The organism is Oceanobacillus damuensis, from assembly GCF_001618145.1.
GTDB lineage: Bacteria > Bacillota > Bacilli > Bacillales > Amphibacillaceae > Oceanobacillus > Oceanobacillus damuensis.
Genome location: NZ_LQNF01000033.1, coordinates 23,091 through 45,288 on the forward strand (window position 1 = coordinate 23,091; position 22,198 = coordinate 45,288).

The following is a 22,198-nucleotide window of genomic DNA, read 5'->3' on the forward strand; positions in this document are numbered from 1 at the left end:
ACATTCTACTATCTCCACTAACTACTATAGCCATTTCCTAAATCACTGTATAGTAAGTGTGATGGTTTGTCATGAATTTGTCTCATTTGGAAAAAGTTATAAAGTTCGGTAAAGATGACACTTGAATTTCTGACTTGATACTGTTCCTGTTTACCAATTCAATTCCACGATTTCAGATCTTCCACCTTCCAACTTGGTCAATGGGTCATATGCTACAACATAGAATTTATTGTTGCCAAAAAGTGCATTGTTGATTGTATACTCTGTTTTACCTGTTACCTCACCAATACGCTTATCTATTCCTTCCCTCTGCTGATATATACGGTAAACAACCCTGTCATCGTCTGAGCCATCCCATGTCAGCTTCCCCCGTATCAGCGAAAATCCGCCAAGTTGGTATTCAGCTGATAAGTTCGTTACCTGAGGAAGAATGATCGGTTCAGGTAAGTCCTCCACATTCTCCGGTTTTGTAAAGTTCTCGGATAAGGAGCCACCGGACTGTTTATCAACCTCTGTCAAAATAGACTTTGTCAGACTTGTTGGATAAGAACTGCCACCTGTCAGATAATGATCCTTATCTGATTTATCGAACCCCATCCATGCAGCTGTAACATACTCCGGTGTATAGCCTACGAACCAGGCATCTTTTGTCTGTCCTTCCACATGTGGATGCTGAGTGGAACCAGTTTTGCCAGCCAAAGCTTTTGTATATTCCCCTGCTGTAGCTGTACCATTATCAACCGTTTCTTCTAGCATTTCGGTCATGTTCCAAGCGACCTGTGGACTGAAAACCTGTTCGGCTTCCACTTCCGATTCATAGACAACTTCATCATTTCTATCGATAATCTTATCGATTGTTGCAGACTGGACAATATCTCCATCTGCAGCAAATGACTGGTAGCTTTGTGCCATCTGCAAAGGTGTAACACCTTTCGTCAAGCCTCCAAGAGCTATCGCCAAGCCTTCATCCTCAATCGGCATACCTAACTTTTCCAGATAACTTTTGGAATAATCGACACCGATTTGGTCTAGAAGCCATACTGTTGATGTATTTTTTGAAGTCATTAATGCTTCATAAACGGTGACTGCATTTGTATACAAACCGTCCGAATTTGAGACTGTATATTCACCAATTTGCTGATCGGGAAGAAGTGTAAACGGAGTATATTTCTCCTCCTGCATCAATGCCGGGCCATATACAGCGACAGGCTTAAACGTAGAACCAGGCTGCCGCTGAACGGTAACACGGTTCAAGTCTCCAAGCTGATAATTTCTTCCGCCAATAGCGGATACTATTTTTCCAGATCCTTCTTCCATCATCACGAAAGCACCTTCTACACCATCCGTATTGCCTGGGAAAAATTGATCATTTTGAAATTGCTCATAAACAATCTTTTGTATGTCACTATCTATATTGGCAATTATTCGATAACCGCCTCTTTTTAAGGCATCTACAGATAATTGATGCTGATCCGCAGCCTCTTTCATTACGAGATCGATATAGCTGTCTGTCCATGGTGTCGGTTCACTTTGCTGAACAGACAGGCCTAGTGTCTTTCTTTGTTCATCAATTCTAGTCTCCGTTGAAATATAGCCTGCGTCTTCCATCGATTGAAGCACAATATTTCTTCTATCCAGTGCTTTGTCAGGATGATTTATTGGAGAATAACCATTTGGAGCTTTTACAAGACCCGCAATCATGGCCGCTTCAGCCAAGGTTAAATCTTCCACCGACTTTGAGAAAAAATGATTGGAGGCAGCTTCCACACCATATAGCCCATGGCCAAAGTAAACTTCATTCATATATAATTCCAGTATGCTGTCTTTGGAAATGTTTCTTTCCATATAAATGGCCGCCATGGCCTCTTTGATCTTACGGGTCCACGTTTTATCGTTGGAGAGAAACAAATTTTTTGCAAGCTGCTGTGTTATCGTACTTGCACCTTCCACTTTACTCATTGCAATAATATCGCGGTATACAGCTCGCATGATAGATTTTATATCTAAACCCGAATGCTCATAAAACCTTCTATCCTCTATGGCAATAAACGCATTTTTCAGATGTTCGGGCGTCTGATCGATTGTTACGGGAGAACGATTTTCATTATATATCTTACCGACTACCTCCCCATCCCGAGTCTCAATGGTAGTAGCAGCATCCAATATGAAATCCGCTTCATTCACAACCAGTTTTCCACCATAAAACAATGCACCAAAACTAAGAAGGCCAACTATTAAAATGGGTACAATAAACCATAAAAGTAGTTTCACTTTTTTAGGCAGAAAAAACCTTTTATCGTTTTCCTTTATTTTTTTAAACATATGTTCACCTCTACACAAATACATTCTCATTATACGACATTTTTCGCCAACGTTAAAGAATATACTTCATATTACTTAATAATTATTTTAAATAACCTTTAGTGTAGTTATTTTGGATAAAGGGTAATATGATTATATATAATCGATCAAGGGGGCTGTTTTATGAAGGCGTATATGACTAGCGGAACTATTGATTACCTAAAAGGAATTGATCAGGAATATCCAGATCTTCATCTTTATCTGATGACCAACAGTGAAGGTGGAATCGCTTATTACGAAAATAGCGAGAAAAAAATATTTAATGCTGGCCGTGTATTTGAGGTCGTCATGCAAACAGGCGAGATTCAGGAGGAAGGATACGTTGTTATGAACAATATTCCTGTATCTGATGAAAGTAAACCTGGTTTTGAGCATCGCTTCAAGAATCGTAGGAATACAGTTGAAACAATGCCAGGCTTCCAAGCATTCCGATTACTAAAACCTCTCCAGGGTAATACGTATGTTGTATTTACACAATGGGGTTCAGTTGCAGACTTTGACAATTGGAAGGATTCCGAGCAGTTCAAGGAAGCACATAAAAACCAGCAAGCTAAACAACCTGCTTATACAAATGAAAGACCCTTCCTGACCACATGCAACATGTATATTGAAGATGAGGACGAATAAATTGAAAGTACATGCGTTGTGGTGTTGCTACCTATTAGAAGCGGTAAAAAAAGGTAAGTGGCTGGACATAACTAAAAGTACCATTACTAAAAACAAATGATGAGATAAGCAAGTTTTAAAAGGAAAAAATCCGAACTAGTTCGAATTCTAACGAAAGAATTCTGAGTCATAGTTCGGATTTTTCTATAACTAAACCACTTTTGTCCCAGCCTCTTCTATATTAAACATACATGCTTGCTCAGTTTAAAACATACTCATCAAAGAATGCTTCGTATTCTTCTTCAGGGTATTGTCCGACCAGACGGGATACTTCTTCTCCATTTTCATAATGAACCAATGTCGGCGTTGACTCGATGCCATATGCAATTCCTTGCTGTCCAAATTCAAGTAAGTTGAATTTCTTCATATCGACGTCCATATCTTCAGCTAATGGCGCAAGATATGGCGTTGTATTTTGACAATACACACAGGTAGGACTGTAAAAATAAACCGTTACTTCTTCACCATTACTAATCTTTTCATTTAACTCATCCGGAAGTATCTGGTTTTGATATAACGGTTCATCCAGCTGATCGATTGTAGCCTGGTCCAGATTATTGGTTCCATATGGATTTTCGCTGCTTTCCAGTGCCTGGTTATTCTTATAGTCAATAACAAAATACAATGCAACAAATAGAACGACAATTGCTCCGATAATAATTAACATTTTCTTTCCCATACGTTATTTCCTCCTCTGTTCTTTAAGCAGCATTAGATGCAGAATAAATATCACGATAAATGCTATTCCAGCCATGAAAGGTATTGTAATAAAACCAAAGGCATTCACATACACGGCATTACATGGTACCCCGCCACTGCATGATCCACCCAACTCCTGAAGTGCGGGAACTTTCTGAAGCATATAATGATAGATTGAAACAAACATTCCAATCCCACTCAGGATTAAACCAGGCAATGCGATGGAAATTTCCTTCTTAATTGCAGCAACCCCATAAATAACTACAAGTGGATACATTAATATACGCTGGTACCAGCATAATTCACATGGAATATACCCCATTACCTCCGAATAGAACAGGCTGCCAGCCATCGCCAGAAAGGCCTGCACCCAAATGAGCAACAGTAGATTTTCTGCTTTCTTGGTCATAAGCATAGTCCTCTCTTATTTCTTTCTAGCACATTTGTATTATACAAATCCAAATTAATAAAAACAATAGATTGTTCTCGAAACAGAAAATTGTTTGACAGATTATTGAATAAGTGGGAACCGCTCGAAGTCCTACCGCTAATGCCGCTGTCATAACAAAATGTCCTGTCCTGTCCTTGAAAAAGAAATCACTTCTGTCTGTGTACGATATTTCTCATGGAAGATTTTCTATTCTGTTGCAAAATAGTCACTAGTATATCCTGGTATCTTCTGAAAAAGACTTATCTTGCATATTTGCAGCCAGAAGTTTGAAGCGGAACCTTCCAGAGAAGGCTTTTCCCTTCGCCTCAAGACTGAATCTTAAGTTTTTGGACCAGCTCATACAACTTTATAAATCCAGCCAAACAGATATACCCGATCAAAAAGCCTGCCACCACATCAGTCAAGTAATGCACGTTGATAACATACCTGCTGATGCCGATGAGAAAAATGATAATTGCAAAGAATAGTTGTGTAAGAAAAGTTAACTTTTTCGATTTAATCTTTTTCACTAGAAAGTATGCCAGCAATCCATAACAGACCATTGGAATCATTGCATGACCCGAGGGAAAACTATACCCCTCAGCATTCACTGCAACAGAAATACTTGGTCTTTCGCGGTCCACGATATTTTTTATAAGTATATTTAATAAATGGGCAGACAATGTCCCACCCGCAAAGAACAGTGCAGACAGCCAGTTTTTGAGAAGTAACCATAATACGAATGCCATCATGATTACGAATGGAAAAAGAAATTGTCTGGACCCAAGCTCGGTTATTAGACGGAAAACTTGATAGGCAGCGGAATCATCCAACTTCTCAACCAGTTCTCTTGTCCATTGATCGACATACGGAACATATCCGTTCATAACCTGTATGGTCCACACCGCTACTACTATGAAAACTACAGGAAATAATAATATAATAATAGATTGTCTTTTATTTTTCATAGCCTTAATCCTCCTGGCCCATATCATACCTTAAAAGATGTTTTAAAAAAACTCAACAGGGTATTCTCATACTATACAAAACTTTTTAAAGGCAGGGGTAATCGCAATGGACAAAGAACTACAACATCTAATCGATGGTTTAAATGAAGACTTATCAAATGAATATGGCGCTGCAATTCAATATACCTACAGCGCATCTGTTGTTTCCGGGCTATATCGTTCAGCTTTGAAGCCTTTTTTTGAAGCAGAAATTACAGATGAACTTGGCCATGCATTATATTTATCTGAGAAGATAAAATCTCTTGGTGGTACACCAACAACAGAAGCAGCAGCAGTTCCACAACCTACAGATGTAAAGGAACTATTGGAAGCAACGCTCCAAGCTGAGACTGCTACAATTGAGCGGTATGAGGAGCGTAAGGAGCAGGCTGAAAAGCTTGGGCTTACCGAACTGGTTGTAAAACTCGAGGATTTAATCTCTGATGAGACACATCATAAAGAAGAAATCGATCGTTTACTTGCTGATCCGCGACTTTCTTAATATATTGTACCTCCCATTAAATGGATGGCTGATATTTCAGCCATCTTTTTTTGGTAAAATATGAAAGAAATTTTTGGCAGTAATTAACCCTTACACATAAACAGCCGCGTCCAGCTCTGGTTCCTAGAAACTCCCGTCATAAGCAATGGACATTCCAAGCGCGAAAACCATGCGCTTTCCAGTCCCTTGCTAGCGTTGAGTTTCTGAACAGTCACCTCCGCTTTTGTTCGTATGCATTAAGAAAAATCCCATTTTTTGATTATCTATAAAAACCGCATTACTAAAACGGCTTTTTGTTTACAGTCATATTTATAAGTATAACCGGAATAAAATCCATTCTAAGAGGTGAATAATTTAAAAATGACAAAATAATGATATACTATATATACAATGCTGACTTAACAGGTTCATTGCAATGCATTGCATTGCATTAATATGGGAAAAGGTTGCTTGTCAACAGAAAGCAATGCTTTTACAGGAGTTAAAAATTTAAAAAGGTGGGAACTATTTTGTTGGAGAACATACATAAATCAATCGATCAACTATATCCGGAAATGGTGGAAATCCGCAGATATCTGCATCAATATCCGGAGTTATCTTTTCAGGAAACAAAGACAGCTAAGTACATCGCAGATTATTACGAAAAGCTGCAAATTCCATACGAAACGAATGTGGGCGGAAATGGCGTGATTGCAACTCTGAAAGGTGGAAAGCCCGGTAAGACAATTGCACTGAGAGCAGACTTTGACGCACTTCCAATTCAAGATGAAAAGGATGTACCGTACAAATCAACAGTTCCTGGCGTTATGCATGCTTGCGGTCATGATGGCCACACAGCTACATTATTAACGTTGGCAAAAGTAATGAAGCAGTATGAGAATGAATTGGAAGGAACGATTGTTTTCCTTCACCAGCATGCCGAAGAATATGCCCCAGGCGGCGCAAAACCAATTGTGGAATCAGGCGCACTCGCAAACGTAGATGCAGTATTTGGTACACATTTATGGGCTACCTTGCCAGTCGGTGTATTGCAAACAGCCAAATCTGCTTTTATGGCAGGTGCAGACCGTTTTGAGATTACCATCAAAGGACAAGGTGGACATGGCGCATATCCACATGAAACAAAGGATGCCATCGTTCTTGGTGCTGAATTAGTCTCACAACTGCAGCAAATTGTCAGCAGGAGACTGGATCCAATAGAAACTGCTGTCATAACAACGGGTGTATTCCAAGCAGGCAATGCTTTTAATGTGATTGCAGACCAGGCAAAATTAATCGGAACAGTTAGGTACTTTAACCTGGATATCCAGAAAATAATCATTGATGAAATGGAAAAGATCATTAAAGGAATATGTATTTCCAATGATGCCGACTACAAATTTGATTATATAAAAGGGTACCCTCCGTTAATCAATCATTCTGAGGAAGCTCAAATTGTACTTGATGCCAGTAAAGATATTACCGAAATCCATACTGCAGAAGAAACTGCACCTCAAATGGGCGGTGAGGATTTTGCATACTATACAATGGAGAAGCCGGGTGCTTATTTCTTTACAGGCGCAAATAAAGATGGGAATCCGTATCCTCATCACCACCCGAAATTCGATATCGATGAAAAGGCACTGCCTATTGCTGCAAAAGCATTGATTGGAGCCTACTTTCATTATCAGCGTTCAGGCAAATAAAATGAGCTGGAACAAAAAAGTGGTTTAGTTATAGAAAAATCCGAACGATGATTCAGAATTCGAATCAGTTCGGATTTTTTCTTTCTTAAAGCTTGCTTATCTTGAAATCATTTATTTTTAAAAATGGTACCTTTTACTGAAGCCCTGCCACATTACTCATTTTAATCTTGGCTTTATATATCCATTCACAAATACGATCGTAAACACTGCTCCTCCAGCTATTGCAATAATAAACCCTAAATACTCCCCTGCCAGCAAGAAAATAAGTGAAAATAGGATAGTCTGGAGAAAACTGAGCTGATGGATAATTTTTATTACAGCCTTTTTTCTGTGTTTTATATCAACAGGATACAGATCCAGCCAGACATTTGTCCGATGATGCTGATAAAGTGCCATCATCTGGAATGTGCTCAAGTACAGGAACAGCATTGCGAATAATAGCCTCATCCACAAATTCGGAATGAAATAAATGAACAAGCCTCCAAGTACAATCAGGCGAAGATACATTCCGAGATAGTCGCCACTCCTGATAAAGGAAATCCGCAATAAGTAATCATACGTGTTTTTCTTATCCAAAATAATGCCTTTGCTTGCCAGTTCAACTAACCATTGACGTTTTTTAACACGGTTTTTCAAATGCGGCACGTCCGCAAACATATTGGCCAGACGGTAAAATGCCTGCATCCGATTCTGATCCTTCTCGACGAGCAAGTCCCACACGAGACCTGACTGCCTATTGGAAAAGTAGTAGTCATACAGGAAAACAGCGAAGAAAATGACCGATGTTATTCCCGCAAAGAGCATTTCACCTTCTATAATAAAATAAAATATAACGATATTTAATACTGTCCTGATAAGGAGATCCATATTTCGTATTCCTGGTTCCCTCACTTTGAGCATCCACCAGTTTGCCAATAGATTCGCGAGCTTAAAAATAAGCACCACCAGCAGTGTGAGCATATACACATTGCCACCTCTGTCCGGATAGGATGCAAAATACAGAGGGCCGAAAGCCGCTGCAAAAAGCAAGATTAAATACAGCTGAATTACAAAACTGTATATGATTGCATTGCGAAAATAAGCTCGCATTTTACTTTCAGCAACAATAATAAAAACAAGATCAGGTTCCCTCAATAATGTTCGAACAGGACTGTAGCTCACAAGCAATCCAAATGTCACGCCAATGATCAGTGCGGTCGGAAAATTCTCAGGAAGCTCTGTCAGCCATTGCTGATAATAATATGCTGAAGCAGATATGAAGAACAAGATTGCAAATGCCATATGACCATTGAAAATATATTTTAAATAGCGGCTTGTCTCCTTAATATGAGACGAAAACCGCTTTTTATAAAATTCATGCGAATCAAACATGACTATCTTCTTCCTTTGTTAACTGAACATAAAGATCGTCCAATGTCGACCCGGGCATTTGAAAGCTCTCACGCAATTCCTCGAGCGTGCCTATCGCTCTGACCTTCCCATCATGCAAAATGACAAAACGATCGCAATAACGCTCAGCAGTTGCAAGAATATGGGTGGACATCAGTATACCCGACCCATTTCTCTTCATTTCTTCCATCCATTGAAGATAGGACTGAATCCCTAATGGGTCCAAGCCCACAAACGGCTCGTCAACAATATACAATGGCGGTTCAATTAAAAATGCGCACATAATCATTACCTTCTGGCGCATTCCTTTTGAAAAATGAACCGGAAACCAGTTCAGCTTTTTTTCAAGGCGAAACTCTTTTAACAACGGTGGCAGCCGTTTTTCAAAAGTCTCCTCAGACAGGCCGTATGCCATTGCGGTTAAACGAAGATGTTCGTAAAGTGTCAATTCATCATAAAGAATTGGCATTTCTGGAATATATGCCATTTGATTACGATATGTTTCCGAGTTATCTTTAAACGACTTGCCATTCACCAGCACATTGCCTTTTTTAGGGTGCATTAACCCAATGATATGTTTTATCGTAGTACTTTTCCCTGCACCATTAAGACCAATCAGGCCTACAATTTCCTTCGGGTTAACATCAAAGGAAATTCCATGCAGTACATTTTTATGTGTATACCCGCCATGCAGGTTGTCAATATGCAATAATGATTCCACACGAGCCCCTCCTCTTTACTACCTTTGATTTTATCATTAGTTAAATGTATTGCCAAAGTGAAACCTACTTAGATATAAAGAAACTGGCTTACAGTTTGTAAACTCGGCAATTTTTGTCTCTGTGATCGCTTTTGGTTTTTGAACAATGGCGAAAAAAATTTGAACTTCAGGTGAAAATTTGTGAACGATGGCTTATTCTTGGTGAACATCGGCAATTTCCAATTGAACTATGGCATTTTAAAATTTTTTTCTGATAATTGATGTATACGATGCACATTTCAGCACAAAATAGTTATGAAGAAACGTGGGTGTCTCACCGCAACAAATCTTGTCAGACGTAAATGAGGTGTCAGTGATCGAGTATCTACTTTAGTTTCGTGTAAATCACACAAATGAGGTGTTAGTGTTCGATAATTGCTCTGAATTTCGCAGTATACAGGATGGGGTGTTAGTGTTGGGATACTAATGAAAGAAAACCTTTTTACCAAAGTCCACTTCGGGTGAAATGGATAATTGGTATAATGGTTTTGTAAATTGTGCAAGGTGTGAACCACACATGATTTACAAGCTGATTTAACTATTCCCATGCATTAGGTGAAGACATCCTCTTTCTTCTTAAGGCAGGCAGATCCGTGTAAAAAGCGGATCTCGCCTGTTTCCTTATTTTATGCTTTCTTTTTAAGTCTATTGCTTGATAATTCTGCAGTTGATATAAAATGCGAAGTAAATTAAGTTTATTCTTGGAGATAAGTGCTTTTGCTGCCATCCGGGATCGCTCTGGGCGGATGCGCATCCTTAGAGCACGGCCTCACCCCCGAAGAGAAAACCACTCTTCAGGTCTTCGGACACGTGCTGTTCCCGCTGGAGTCACCGCCCGCCGCTCCCCCGGATTGGTGTAGCTGTGTATTGCTAGTTTAGCTATCGCACAGGTTATAATTGGCAGCATGCGCTAATCAGCTCTGGGGAATACACGGAGACTTCTGCGGGAGGAAAGGCATCGGTGAGACAGCGCAGCGCTTTAGCGCAAGTTGGCTCACCAGCCGCCCGCGAAAAGCGCAGTGTATTCCTCAGAGCGGTAGCCGAAGCTACTTATCCCGTGTCACCGCTTATATTAATTCCAATTGTAATTAATTAAGTTACTTCATAGTTAACACATATTGTCTCAAAAAAAGCTGTCCTAAATGAATAATCACAGTTCCGACCTCCATAAAACATCCTTGTTTTAAAATAATTTATCAGAAAAAAAAGGAAGTGCTTTACTTTTATTGACGAACCTTTATACAATGACAATAAGAAGAATATTGAAGGAGAGTTGATTTCATGGAGCATGCAGATTGTATTTTTTGTAAGATCATTAATAGGGATATCCCTTCAGCAAAAGTTTATGAAGATGATCAGGTATATGCATTTCTTGATATTAGCCAGGTAACAAAAGGTCATACGCTTGTTATACCAAAGACACATACAAAAAACATTTTTGAAACACCACCGGAAATAGCAAGAGAATTATTTGCAAGAGTGCCAGTGATTGCCAACGCCATTAAAAAAACATATAAACCACTGGGATTGAATTTGTTAAATAATAATGAAGCTGCAGCGGAACAATCCGTTTTCCATCTTCACATCCATATCCTTCCACGCTATGGAGAGGGCGATGGCTACTCCCCAAACTGGGCAGTTCATACGGATGACTATACATCAGAAGATTTACAGCATATTGCCAGGGAAATAAATACGGCAATTGAAAAATAAGGAATCCTTTTTACAGTAAAATGAATGGTTTTTATTTCTTGACAGTTCTGTTATAATATCTTTAATATTCCGCAGCTGACAATGAGTGTACAGTTGGGAATAAAATAGCTTAGAATAGCAGAGGAGAGTTTACAAATGAATACGAGAATTTTAGTTATTTTATCACTTTTAGTTGGAATCGGTGCTGTGCTGCATACTGTTGTGCCACCTATGTTGTTCGGGGTGAAACCCGACATGCTGTTATCGATGATGTTTTTGGGAATATTGCTGTTCCCTAAATTGAAATATGTACTTATTTTATCCATTGCAACAGGAATTATTTCAGCACTTACAACATCGGCACCAGGTGGACAGATTGCCAATATCATTGATAAACCAATTACAGCACTGCTATTTTTTGCGATGGTCTTATTATTAAAAGACCGGGTCAATACAACGATCAGTGCACCTGTACTTACTGCAGTCGGTACCATCATCAGCGGTTCCATCTTCCTTTCAATAACATTGTTTATTTTAGGCGTAATGGAAGGCGGATTTTTGGCTCTATTCATCGGTATTGTTTTACCAGCCACTGTTGTTAACACGATTATTATGATTGTGGTATATCCGGTAGTACAAGGAATCATGAAAAGATCAAAACCTATTACGGTTGCTTAATAACTTTTGAAAACTTGCTTTATAGCCAAGTTTCAGCAACGCCGCTTTCGCGATGGAATCCTCTGACAAAATAGTGTCGGAGGATTTTTTCGTATCATAAAATGGAATTAACTGCTTGAATTTTTTATAATATAATAAAACCCTTTAATAAAATGATGTTTGATAGCAGTATCAAAAGAGGAAATGCTATAATAGAAGCAGGAAAGGAGCGCGTTATTATGTCCAGAGGAAAATCATTGGTATTGGGGCTTCTTGTTGGAAGTACTGTTGGTGCAGCAGTAACATTATTAAGCACCCCTGAATCAGGAAATCAGATGCGGGTCCGCATGAGGGATCAGGGAATGGAACTGGGAAATTTATTGTTAACCCTAAAGGAAGACGGGTTACGTTTAAAAGATCAGCTAAAGAAAACTTCCAAAGAAGGTGCTGTTTTAATTAAAGAACTAACAGAGGAAATTAAAAATTCCGTTGAGGATTGGAAAGGTACCGTGGAACCTCATCAGGAAAATATTTACCAATCATTGGAGCAAATAGAAACCAGTATCAGAGAATTAGAAAATAAATTAAAAAATCAATAAACAGTACATTAATATCCGCTGACTTTCCTGACGTGGGAGGCCAGCGGATATTTATTAGCCCCATTTATTTTCTTCGATACCTTTTTTCATTTTCATCTAATATTTTCCTGAATTCCGCCATTAACAATGGAAAATATTTTTCTTTTGCTAAAGCCTCAATTGTTTCATTTGGATCTAGTTTCTCATTAAGCATCCCAGCAAAATGCACTAAAAGAGAAGAAAAATCCAAAAAACCTTCCTCTTTCTGCAATTCATAGGTATCATTAAGTCTCTGAATCATTTTCATGAGCTCCATATATTCTTCACGGGTGATATTATTTTCGATAATCAGTTTAGTCAAGGGGTATTTGTTCATATCGATGATTTTTGAAAGTAACTGAATATGAAAAGACGATCCATCATTTGTATTATTTAATCCTTCCACACTTATACTCCCCCTTCCAAATTTGCCGATTTATGCTTCCGTATCTCTATTCTACCGCAAACAAAAAACCCATGTAAAAAAATTTACAAATAAATAATTGAATATCTATTGATTTTTAACCACAAACATACTATTATTCATGAAGTGCTCATTTCAAAAAGCGAAATAATTCATTAGAAAGTTTTGAGGTGATTCAAAGATGAATTGCTGGAAATCTATTAATATAACAAAAGAAATCGGCCATATCCGTTTATTCTTAATATCTTTAATCATTGGCGTGTTATCATTTTTGTTATTATATGTTCCTATTTCACTGTTACATGGTACAACCTCATTTAATGAGTCAGGTATTTTTCCATTAATTTTGGGGATTTTATTATTACCTGTATTACATTCATTTATGAATATATTACCATTACTCGTTATCCGTAAGCGAATTAAAATTTGTATTAAATCTAAATTCAAATGGTATCCGACTTTGTACTTCAATACAGAGACACATTTATCAAAACTGGAATCACTGTTGGTTGGTCTGGCGCCGACTGTTTTTATCAGTATGCCTGGATTGCTCGCAAGCTTTGTATTTACAGATTTTTACGGATATATTTTAATATTTACATGTACTCACATAGGTATAACCTTTATCGATTTTCTATTTCTTCGTCATGTTATAAGGGCTCCAAGAAGGGCTTTTATTCAAAATGTACATGATGGATTCGATATTCTATTAAAAGAAAACTAGGAGTCAGGCAGTTCGCCTGCTCCTTTTTTAAGAGGATAGGAAAGTATAAAATGTTGGCAGCAATTAATTCTTACACATAAACGGCCACGTCCAGCTCCAGCGCCCAGGGACTACCGAGACTTCCTTCGCCTCCGTACGATACAGAAGACTTGCCGACTGGCTTTGCCAGAGGCTTAGTCGCACTTATACCCTTGTGGTGAAAGTCAACATCGACTCTCTCCGTTCGTCGTGTTTCCTTTATCTCCTACGTAGGAATGTTCGACAAGTCGAACCACCCCACAGTGCGGGGCGCAGTCCGTACGTCCCTACACGGGCGCTTGCGCTTTTGTTCTGTTCTTCATGTACTGTTTCACCGATATTTGACAGGGTCATGCCTCTATAATTTATTAAATGACCTGTTCATCCGTCCCTCTTTTTGGTAGAGTATAAGATATGGGGTATGAAAGGGGTTAAAAAATGGTTACTTTTTATATGATTTTTGCATTTATTGTTCTGCTTATTTTTAATTTTCTGACCAATAACTTTTGTATAAAAATGCAAATGGATAAAACAAAGCAAGCTAAAAACTTCAGGGTTATCAACATGATTATGGTTGCCTTGCTTGTAAGTTCGTACCTCCGTGTCATCAACGTGATAGTTTAAAGGTATTTTATAGGTATTTTACGAGAGACTATTCTTTTATAGATAAAGTATGATATATTTATCACTGTGAAAACTAGAAGTAAGAAAAGATTAGGAGTGTATATTGTATATGAAAAAACTTGCATTGGCTGCCACATTAACAGCAGGCGTACTTACATTGGCTGCATGTACTTCAGATGAAGCTGGATCTGACGTTGTAGCTGAAACAGCTGCTGGAAATATCACTAAAGAAGAATTTTACCAAGAATTAAAGGATCGTAATGGTGAGGCAATACTGGAAGAAATGATTACGATTAAAGTTCTTGAAGATAATTATGAAGTAAATGAAGAAGACATTGATTCTGAAATGGATGCAATGAGAGATGCATATGGAGAGCAATTTGATACGATTGTTGAACAGAATTTTGGCGATGAAGAAACTTTGCGTGAAATTATTCGTGTGAGCCTGCTTCAGGAAGCTGCAATAGCTGAAGATATTGAAATTACGGAAGAAGATCTTCAGGAAGAATATGACCGCCAGAATACAGAAATTGATGCACAGCATATATTAGTTGCTGATGAAGAAACTGCTAATGAGGTTAAAAAGGAACTTGATGAAGGTGGCGATTTCGCTGAATTGGCAGCAGAATATTCCACTGATGGTACTGCTGAGGACGGCGGTAATCTTGGATATTTCTCTTCCGGTCAAATGGTGCCAGAATTTGAAGATGCTGCGTACAACATGGAAGCTGGAGAAATCAGTGAGCCTGTACAATCTGAATTTGGTTTCCATATCATTAAAGTAAATGATGTTCGTGAAAAAGAAGAAAGCATTGGTGAATTTGAAGATGTTAAAGAAGATCTTCGCAGAGAATTGATCAACAAAAGAATGGATGTTACCCAGGTTCAGGAAAAACTGGATTCTTTAATTGAAGATGCTCAAGTAGATATCAAAGATGATGATTTGAAATCTATTTTTGAAGATGGAGCAGAAGAAGCACAAGGATAATTTACAATCATAAAATTACCTGCAAAACAGGCTGTCAGAGAGTTTATACTCCTGACAGCCTGTTTTAGTTAGACCGCTGCTGCTTTCTTGCTTCACGCTTCTGTCTGTCCTCCTGGATGCGCTCCAGATAGATCTTACCTTCCCGTTCAATAAATTGCTGATCCAATTTTCTTTCCGCAAGCATTGCACGGTAAGCCATATACCCACTAAGGAAAATCAGGATAATCACCGCAAAAACCCATAAAGGAATTGTTTCCATCATTTTCCCTCCTTGTCCCATCCTTTCTATCATATATATGAATAAAAAATGAGAAAATAACTATAGGTTAATTTTCTTCGAATAAAGGCTTATAAAAGGTGCGATTATCCATTGCAAATAACCGCTCGGTAAATTCTCCAGGTTTAACTTTATCAAGTGCCCGATTGAGCATATTCATTTTGGCATCAATTAAATCTATTAAATGAAGAAGTTCTGCCTCACGCACTAACGGAGGTGTCGGGCTTCCCCATTCTGCTTTCCCATGATGGCTCAAGACTAAGTGTTGTAGAATTAAAACTTCTTCCCCATCAATTTGTAGATCTCTGGCCATCAAACCGATTTCTTCCACCATGATAGGGATATGTCCAAGCAGCTTACCCTCCAGAGTATAAGATGTTGTCACGACACCGGAAAGCTCCTTTAATTTGCCGAGATCATGCAATATAATTCCGGCGTACAGTAAATCCTTGTTCAGTTCCGGATACAGTTTGTGCAGTTCCCTACCTACTTGCAGCATACTGACGATGTGGTGGGCCAGTCCGGAAGCATATTCATGATGATTTTTGGATGCTGCAGGATATGTAAGCAGTCCCTCCTGATATTTTTTGATAAATGCACGAACGAGTCTTTGTATCGCAGGGTTTTCCATCTCAAAAATAGCTTCAGTAATTTTTTCCGATAAATATGCCTTTTCAAAAGGGGCTTTTTCAACGAAGTCAGCTACTTGAACACCGTCCGTTGGTTGAGCCGGTCTGAGGGACATAATTTTTAACTGTGGCTTCCCTCTGAACTGATTTACTTCCCCCGTTACTCGAATAATCTGTTCCGCAATAAAAAGTGACTCATCTTCTTTCGTAACGTCCCATAGCTTTGCCTCAATTTCGCCAGTTGCATCACGAAGGATCAGCGTTAAAAACGGCTTCCCGTTGCTCGCTACTCCTTTAGTAGATTCCTTGATCAATAGAAAATCATCAAATGTATCTCCTACTGAAATGTATCCAACTCCCTTTCTCATCTAGTTCCCTCCTTGAATTTTACATAACTGACTGATGTCAAACATACAGTCTGCCGGTTAGGTCGATTCGCTTCATACCTGAACCTGCCTTTGCAACTTCCTCTTTGCATGTTAAGAGGATCACTTGCTGTTTTTCAGCTGCCTGCTCCAAAATCTTAATCATTCTATTTGTTCTTAACGAATCAAAATGGACAAATGCATCGTCAATTATAAACGGCAGACCATTGTCTTCACTCATGATTTCACTGATGGCCAGACGCAAAGAAACATAAAGCTGATCAATGGTTCCCTGTGATAATTCGTCAATAGTATATCTTATCTTTTCCGGCGATTCTACCTGAAAAGGGGTATTGCCCGTCGGTGCGTAAACATTATTATACATGTTCCCGGTTATCTCTTTAAAATATTTGGTGGTCACTTCAATGACCTTTGTTAAATATTTATTACGGTAATCACTTTTTGTCTCTGTGAGCATTTCTCTGGCAGTTTTTAGAACCGACCATTCTCTCGCCAATTTTCTCAATTCCTCTGATTGCATTTCATATTGATGCATACTATTGGAATAGGATTCAGAAGTTTCCATTGCAGCAAGTTCCGCTTTTAAGGCAGCCTGCTTCTCCCTTTCTGATTCTAGTTGTTCTTCCAATAGCCCAATCGATGTTGAAATCTCTTGCATTTTTGCTTCCAATTCTTCTTCAGTAGCTGTTTGCTCCGTATATTCCTGTATGGTTTCTTGTGGGAGTATTTTTGACAGTTGGGTTACCGTTTTTCGCAATTCCTGTTTTAAGCCGCTTTTTTCTTTAAATTGCCTTGCCTGATAATAAAATGATTCTTCTGTCTCAACTTCGGCAATTTCAAGCAAATGATCGATTTCGATTTCATATGTCTGCATTTTTTGTTTTAAGTCTTGTTGCTTTTCTTTTATTTCCCCGAGTAAAGTTACAAAATGTTCACGTTCCTGAAGTTTTTCTTCCTGAGATTTTACGACTTCCTTAACTGCTTCAAGTTTATCTTCATAGTTCCTGTCAGCATGCTCCACACTATAGTTTGTTAAAAAACGATCCAGGTTTTCATGGAATGCAGATATCTTTTTTTCAAGCTCGGCAATTTGTCCGGCACCGTTTTTAATTTTCCTGTTCATCTGGAATAATTGGTTTAAACTATGAAAAAACTCCGGCCAAAAAGCTATTTCCACTTTCATAAGATATAGATGAGTTTTATATTGCTGATTGATTTGCTCGTGCAGCCGATTTTCCCTCTCATCCAATTGTTTTTTCTTTTCATTCCATTTGACAAATTGGGTTTCTCCCAATTTTTCCTGTTGTTTAAAGGCATTTAGCTCATTTTTATTTTCATTGTGAATTTCTAATAAATGCTCTGCTTCCATTTTTTCCTCATCAGTAACTTTTTCGCTCGTCTGCTTGGTTTCTGTTTGGAACATCTTATCCATATTGCTTATGGAACGATTTGTCATAAACCATTGCACTGTACCGATTGCTATCAAAGCGATCATTACTGTATACAACCACGGTATTTCAGCAACTGTTCCGGCCAGTCCCGAAAGAATGGCGGCTAGGATACTTCCGGTCAGTATGGAGGAGGTCTTTTTTTTCCTTCCTGCTTTATTTTTATTCCAAGCTTCCTTCTCCTTTTCCGACTGCTGTTTTATCTTTTCCATCAGATGGTACTGATTAAATGCATGAATCCTTTCCTTTAGCTCATCTACCTGATTATCTGGTAATAGACGGTTTTCCAGCTGTTTCATTTGATCAAGCAAATAATCTCTTTCCTGCTTCAGCTGATTCTGTTCACCGGTAAGTTGATCTCTTTCCAATTTCAGCTGCTCATTTTCACTTCTGATCTGGTTCCACGTTTTTTCAAGATAGAAAGGAAGTTCAAGACTTTCCAGTTCTTCTTTTCGGATTCCTATATTCAGCCGGTCAATTTCTTCGTTCATTCGTTGTTCGGCATCGTACAAGTCATTTTTAATTTTTTTTAATTCCTGAATTTGAGTATTAACAGTTTTCTGTTCATCCAGAAGGGTTTCCGCTTCTTTTTGAATAGAATCTGAATGCAGATTGTGTTCAAGTGACTTTATTTTCTCTATGTATGCTCGCTCATTTTCTTCAAGGACATTCCATTCACTTTGCAAAGGAAGCAGTGATTCTTTCCATTTCTCCAAGCGCTCTACTCCATTTTCAGGAAATGAGATGGATTTTGGGTAGTCGGTCATTCTGTTTTTTAATTGAAGATATTCTTGGATAAGGGGGAAAGCATGAAGATGCTTTTCTATGGAAAATGCCAGGGCTTTCTTCTCCTTCAGACTCTGCTGCAGATTGGTTAATGCACGATCCGAATGCTCTATAGCTTCTTTTTTGTCCCGATAGGATTGTTCGGTTTCTTTAAACCGCTGCATTGAATTCGAGATACTATTTAAAGATTCTAATTGCTGATTAATTATAGGTTTCTTTCCGGTTGGTTTGAATAGCTCACCAATTTTCGCTTCCAGCCTTCTTTCAACGGTGTATATGTTGTTTGAACCTGTGAGCCCTATTCCAAGCAGAACCTCTCCTAGCTCTTCATCCTTCATATTTCGGATTTGGTATAAATCCATAGCAGAAAATGAGAAAATAGATTGATAGGTTCTTGCAGTCATTCCATTGAGTGTTTTTTGCAGCCATACCTCATCATGTTCTGTACCATCCGGTGTTACACAAACTGCCGCACCATTTTTCACTTCATCAAATCGTTCAATGACAAACTCACCTGTCTCCGGATGGTGGATGATCATTCTCCCACCCATTTTCCCACTTGTTTTTGGACGGTAAAATTCCCGCTGTTTTGGTGTAAGGCCAAACAGCATAAATAAGATGAACTTTTGGATAGTAGATTTCCCTGACTCGTTTTCTCCATATAGGCATGTGGCAGAATCCTGTGAGAAATCGAGCTTATAATCAACCCACTTACCAAAACCATAAATTGTTGCACTCACTATTTTCATGCAAATTCACCCTCTCAGCAGCTCATTGAACAGGAGCTGTTTTGCTTCTTCTTTAATTTCTTTCTCTTCCTCTTCTGATAGTGTATCCAAATATTTTCTGGCCTGTCTATGCTGATATAAATCAGACAGATAAGGTTTAATGGGATCTTCTTTAAAATGTCGTGACAGTTCTCCAAAGAAATGCTTGCCTTTAAATAGCTCATTCTCATCAAACTGTTGCTTCACATTAACCGTAACCCTGAAAATAAATTGCCAGTGTCGACCGTTTTTAATTGTTTCGTTAACAAGATCAATTATTTCTTCCAGGAGCTTTTCATTTTCCCAATCTTTTATTCTTTTGTCGTTGCTTACCAAAGTCATATCCAATAGCTGCGGAAATTCTTTTTCCGTTAACCCATCCAGGATTAACTTTTCCAAATCATGAATTTGCTCACATTCTGATACATCAAGCGTTATCGAATTAAACTGGATTGACTGCAGGGGAACAAAAGAGAGCTCTGCATGATGTTTGTTTAACACCACATGATAACAGCCCTTTTCCCCTGTTTCCTTTCTATTGCGTCCTTGTATGTTACCAGGATAGACAATTGGGGGAGAGTTTTTTAGGATTTCCCGTTGATGAATATGTCCAAGTGCCCAATAGTCGAAGTTTTCTTTAAGCAGATCAGTTAATTGAAATGGTGCATATACATCGTGTTCTGTATTGTTTAAAACACTTCCATGCAGCATGGCAATATGAAATGGAATCGTTGAATTGGAGATTTTGTATTCCTCCGCTTTACGCTCGAGTACGGAGCGATTCTCATAACTGAATCCATATATTTGTGCCATTGGTTGATTATTTTTTTCAAATATGAAATGACTGATTTTCTCTTCCGGAAAAACAAATACATTTTCCGGATATGTTACCGGATATATATTGCCTTTTATGTAATCGTGGTTTCCATAGGATAAATAAACATTTATCTTATATTGCTGCAATTTTTCAAATGCCCGTCGCAGGCGTATCTGGGCTTTCAGGCTTTGCTTTTCATTATCGAATAAATCTCCAGCTAACAGTATGAAATCAACTTCTTTTTCAATGGCTGTCTCCACTAACCTTTCAAGCGCCTTGAAGGTACTTTCCCTGATTTCCTTAAAAATTGAATCTGGAGTATTGATCAACCCTTTAAACGGACTGTCCAAATGCAAATCAGCAGCATGTATAAATGAAATATCTTCTGCCATATGGTTCACCCCTTTAGATTTTTTGCTTACTTCCATTCTACCAAACCCAATAACAGAATGCACGTTCTATTACAGTCGATTTTGCGTGCATGTCACTAATAAATGAAGAAGAGATATATTTTATTTCCGCAAAATGCTTCCTCATTCCATTTGAAAAAGCACGAAAGAACAAGCAGCCCACTTGTTCATTCGTGCTTTTCCTTCATTTTATTTTCCATCAACAACCTCTTTTAAAATTTCATAAGAACGTGTTTGTTTGGAACGGTCATAAATATAGGTAACCGCCATAATTTCATCCACGTTATACTTCTCTTGAAAACGTGCCAACTGTTCCCGTACCGAGGCCTTACTACCAAGTAAGGTCATGCTCGACATGGATGTGGTCACTTGTTTCTCACGTGGACTCCAAATCTGATCCATGCTCTCTACAGGAGGCTTTAATAAGGATTGAGATCCTCTTACAACATTCAGGAAAAATTGCTGCATGGTTGTCGATTCGAATTTGGCCTCTTCATCACTTTCAGCCGCAATCACATTCAGACAAACCATCATGTATGGAGAATCAAGATATTCAGATGGCTGGAAATGGTCACGATAAATGGAGATGGCTTCCTCCATATACGTTGGCGCAAAGTGTGAAGCAAACACATACGGCAACCCGAGTCTAGCCGCCAAAACAGCGGAGTCAGTCGAAGAGCCAAGGATATAAATCGGTATATTCGTACCAACACCCGGGTACGCTTTAACATGACCTTGACCTTTTTCCGGCCCTAAATACGTCAGCAAAGCTTGTACATCTTCCGGAAATGTAGAGACGGTATCACTTTTTGATCTCCTTAATGCACTGGCTGTCAACATGTCTGTACCCGGTGCCCGGCCTAATCCTAAATCCAATCGCTCAGGGTAGATGGTTGCCATCGTTCCGAATTGTTCAGCAACGACCAAGGGGGTATGATTAGGAAGCATAATCCCTCCAGAACCGACGCGAATCTTCTCTGTATGCTCCAATGTATGTTTAATCAGAATGGAAGTAGCAGAGCTTACGAGTGTTGGACTATTATGATGCTCTGCAATCCAATAGCGGGTATAGCCCATCTTATCGACCTGCTGCGCCAGTTCAACCATTGACTCAATAGCCTCTCCAGGCTCCTGTCCTTCACGAATAGGTGCCAGATTCAAAACCGATACAGGAATCTGTATGTTTGTCATATGAACTTCTCCTTTTATGTCTTTACTATCATAATTTCACACGTTTAACCGGGTTAAACGTAAAGAGCCACTAATAACAGTCTTGCTAACTTTGACAAAATCAGGGCTCATTTTCGTAATTTTCATCATCTCACAAAGTTCGCATTTTCTGTAAACTACGACATAACTTATAATTAATATATGTGCTTTTGCTGTCGTCCGGGATCGCTCTGGGCGGATGCGCATCCTTAGGGCACGGCCTCAG

The 22,198-nt window shown here is 38.7% G+C and carries 22 protein-coding genes; 10 read left to right on the plus strand and 12 right to left on the minus strand.

Annotated elements, in window-relative coordinates; translation table 11 throughout:
- Nucleotides 1-150: 150 nt before the first annotated feature.
- Entirely contained in the window at nucleotides 151-2,322 is a 2,172-nt protein-coding gene (locus tag A4245_RS16120) for a transglycosylase domain-containing protein (RefSeq protein WP_067729783.1), read from the minus strand.
- A gap of 162 nt (nucleotides 2,323-2,484) precedes the next feature.
- Here A4245_RS16120 and A4245_RS16125 point away from each other — a divergent pair, with 162 nt between their 5' ends.
- The gene (locus tag A4245_RS16125; protein WP_067729785.1) at nucleotides 2,485-2,988 is read left to right on the plus strand and encodes an antibiotic biosynthesis monooxygenase family protein; all 504 of its coding nucleotides are present in this window, start codon (nucleotides 2,485-2,487) and stop codon (nucleotides 2,986-2,988) included.
- Nucleotides 2,989-3,226: 238 nt separating this feature from the next.
- Here the strand turns inward: A4245_RS16125 and A4245_RS16130 are convergent, their stop codons facing one another.
- From A4245_RS16130 to A4245_RS16140, 3 genes are all read right to left on the minus strand, one after another.
- Nucleotides 3,227-3,706 carry a thioredoxin family protein gene (locus A4245_RS16130; RefSeq protein WP_067729787.1) on the minus strand — a complete coding sequence of 160 codons (480 nt, stop codon included), beginning with the start codon at nucleotides 3,704-3,706 and terminating at the stop codon, nucleotides 3,227-3,229.
- Between the two features lie 3 nt (nucleotides 3,707-3,709).
- Complete coding sequence (locus A4245_RS16135) at nucleotides 3,710-4,135, minus strand: disulfide oxidoreductase (protein ID WP_199860700.1); 426 nt, start codon at nucleotides 4,133-4,135, stop codon at nucleotides 3,710-3,712.
- Nucleotides 4,136-4,482: 347 nt separating this feature from the next.
- A complete protein-coding gene (locus A4245_RS16140) occupies nucleotides 4,483-5,124 on the minus strand; it encodes a phosphatase PAP2 family protein (protein WP_067729791.1) in 642 nt (213 codons plus the stop codon).
- A 106-nt stretch (nucleotides 5,125-5,230) separates the two neighbouring features.
- Here A4245_RS16140 and A4245_RS16145 point away from each other — a divergent pair, with 106 nt between their 5' ends.
- Nucleotides 5,231-5,665: a ferritin-like domain-containing protein gene (locus tag A4245_RS16145; RefSeq protein WP_067729793.1), complete on the plus strand. Its 435-nt coding sequence runs from the start codon at nucleotides 5,231-5,233 to the stop codon at nucleotides 5,663-5,665.
- 509 nt (nucleotides 5,666-6,174) lie between these two features.
- Entirely contained in the window at nucleotides 6,175-7,350 is a 1,176-nt protein-coding gene (locus A4245_RS16150; protein WP_067729795.1) for a M20 family metallopeptidase, read from the plus strand.
- A 156-nt stretch (nucleotides 7,351-7,506) separates the two neighbouring features.
- On the opposite strand, the gene A4245_RS16155 is transcribed toward A4245_RS16150, so the two are convergent.
- Entirely contained in the window at nucleotides 7,507-8,721 is a 1,215-nt protein-coding gene (locus A4245_RS16155) for an ABC transporter permease (RefSeq protein ID WP_067729797.1), read from the minus strand.
- On the minus strand, nucleotides 8,714-9,460 hold the full coding sequence (locus A4245_RS16160) for an ABC transporter ATP-binding protein (RefSeq protein WP_067729799.1): 747 nt from the start codon (nucleotides 9,458-9,460) through the stop codon (nucleotides 8,714-8,716). Before A4245_RS16160 ends, A4245_RS16155 begins: the two co-directional genes overlap by 8 nt.
- A gap of 1,000 nt (nucleotides 9,461-10,460) precedes the next feature.
- On the opposite strand from A4245_RS16160, the gene A4245_RS20810 reads away from it, so the two are divergent.
- From A4245_RS20810 to A4245_RS16180, 4 genes are all read left to right on the plus strand, one after another.
- Entirely contained in the window at nucleotides 10,461-10,595 is a 135-nt protein-coding gene (locus A4245_RS20810) for a hypothetical protein (protein WP_267886919.1), read from the plus strand.
- Between the two features lie 185 nt (nucleotides 10,596-10,780).
- Complete coding sequence (locus tag A4245_RS16170) at nucleotides 10,781-11,212, plus strand: HIT family protein (RefSeq protein ID WP_067729803.1); 432 nt, start codon at nucleotides 10,781-10,783, stop codon at nucleotides 11,210-11,212.
- 135 nt (nucleotides 11,213-11,347) lie between these two features.
- The gene (locus A4245_RS16175; RefSeq protein WP_067729804.1) at nucleotides 11,348-11,869 is read left to right on the plus strand and encodes a tryptophan transporter; all 522 of its coding nucleotides are present in this window, start codon (nucleotides 11,348-11,350) and stop codon (nucleotides 11,867-11,869) included.
- A 218-nt stretch (nucleotides 11,870-12,087) separates the two neighbouring features.
- On the plus strand, nucleotides 12,088-12,447 hold the full coding sequence (locus A4245_RS16180; protein ID WP_067729806.1) for a YtxH domain-containing protein: 360 nt from the start codon (nucleotides 12,088-12,090) through the stop codon (nucleotides 12,445-12,447).
- A 64-nt stretch (nucleotides 12,448-12,511) separates the two neighbouring features.
- On the opposite strand, the gene A4245_RS16185 is transcribed toward A4245_RS16180, so the two are convergent.
- Nucleotides 12,512-12,871 (minus strand): DUF1878 family protein, encoded by a 360-nt coding sequence (locus A4245_RS16185; protein ID WP_084268838.1) that lies wholly within the window; start codon nucleotides 12,869-12,871, stop codon nucleotides 12,512-12,514.
- A gap of 199 nt (nucleotides 12,872-13,070) precedes the next feature.
- Between A4245_RS16185 and A4245_RS16190 the strand changes: the two genes are divergently transcribed.
- The 3 genes from A4245_RS16190 (at nucleotide 13,071) to A4245_RS16200 (ending at nucleotide 15,243) form a co-directional block, all read left to right on the plus strand.
- A complete protein-coding gene (locus A4245_RS16190) occupies nucleotides 13,071-13,613 on the plus strand; it encodes a DUF3267 domain-containing protein (protein WP_067729808.1) in 543 nt (180 codons plus the stop codon).
- A 456-nt stretch (nucleotides 13,614-14,069) separates the two neighbouring features.
- Nucleotides 14,070-14,255: a hypothetical protein gene (locus A4245_RS16195; RefSeq protein ID WP_067729810.1), complete on the plus strand. Its 186-nt coding sequence runs from the start codon at nucleotides 14,070-14,072 to the stop codon at nucleotides 14,253-14,255.
- Nucleotides 14,256-14,364: 109 nt separating this feature from the next.
- On the plus strand, nucleotides 14,365-15,243 hold the full coding sequence (locus A4245_RS16200) for a peptidylprolyl isomerase (RefSeq protein WP_067729812.1): 879 nt from the start codon (nucleotides 14,365-14,367) through the stop codon (nucleotides 15,241-15,243).
- Between the two features lie 64 nt (nucleotides 15,244-15,307).
- Here the strand turns inward: A4245_RS16200 and A4245_RS16205 are convergent, their stop codons facing one another.
- From A4245_RS16205 to A4245_RS16225, 5 genes are all read right to left on the minus strand, one after another.
- A complete protein-coding gene (locus A4245_RS16205; protein ID WP_084268839.1) occupies nucleotides 15,308-15,502 on the minus strand; it encodes a sporulation YhaL family protein in 195 nt (64 codons plus the stop codon).
- Between the two features lie 67 nt (nucleotides 15,503-15,569).
- Entirely contained in the window at nucleotides 15,570-16,517 is a 948-nt protein-coding gene (gene yhaM, locus A4245_RS16210) for a 3'-5' exoribonuclease YhaM (RefSeq protein ID WP_067729816.1), read from the minus strand.
- Nucleotides 16,518-16,554: 37 nt separating this feature from the next.
- Nucleotides 16,555-19,518, minus strand: a complete 2,964-nt coding sequence (locus A4245_RS16215; RefSeq protein ID WP_067729818.1) for an ATP-binding protein — start codon at nucleotides 19,516-19,518, stop codon at nucleotides 16,555-16,557.
- 6 nt (nucleotides 19,519-19,524) lie between these two features.
- A complete protein-coding gene (locus A4245_RS16220; RefSeq protein WP_067729820.1) occupies nucleotides 19,525-20,745 on the minus strand; it encodes a metallophosphoesterase family protein in 1,221 nt (406 codons plus the stop codon).
- A 207-nt stretch (nucleotides 20,746-20,952) separates the two neighbouring features.
- Nucleotides 20,953-21,954 (minus strand): LLM class flavin-dependent oxidoreductase, encoded by a 1,002-nt coding sequence (locus A4245_RS16225; RefSeq protein WP_067729822.1) that lies wholly within the window; start codon nucleotides 21,952-21,954, stop codon nucleotides 20,953-20,955.
- Nucleotides 21,955-22,198 lie beyond the last annotated feature (244 nt).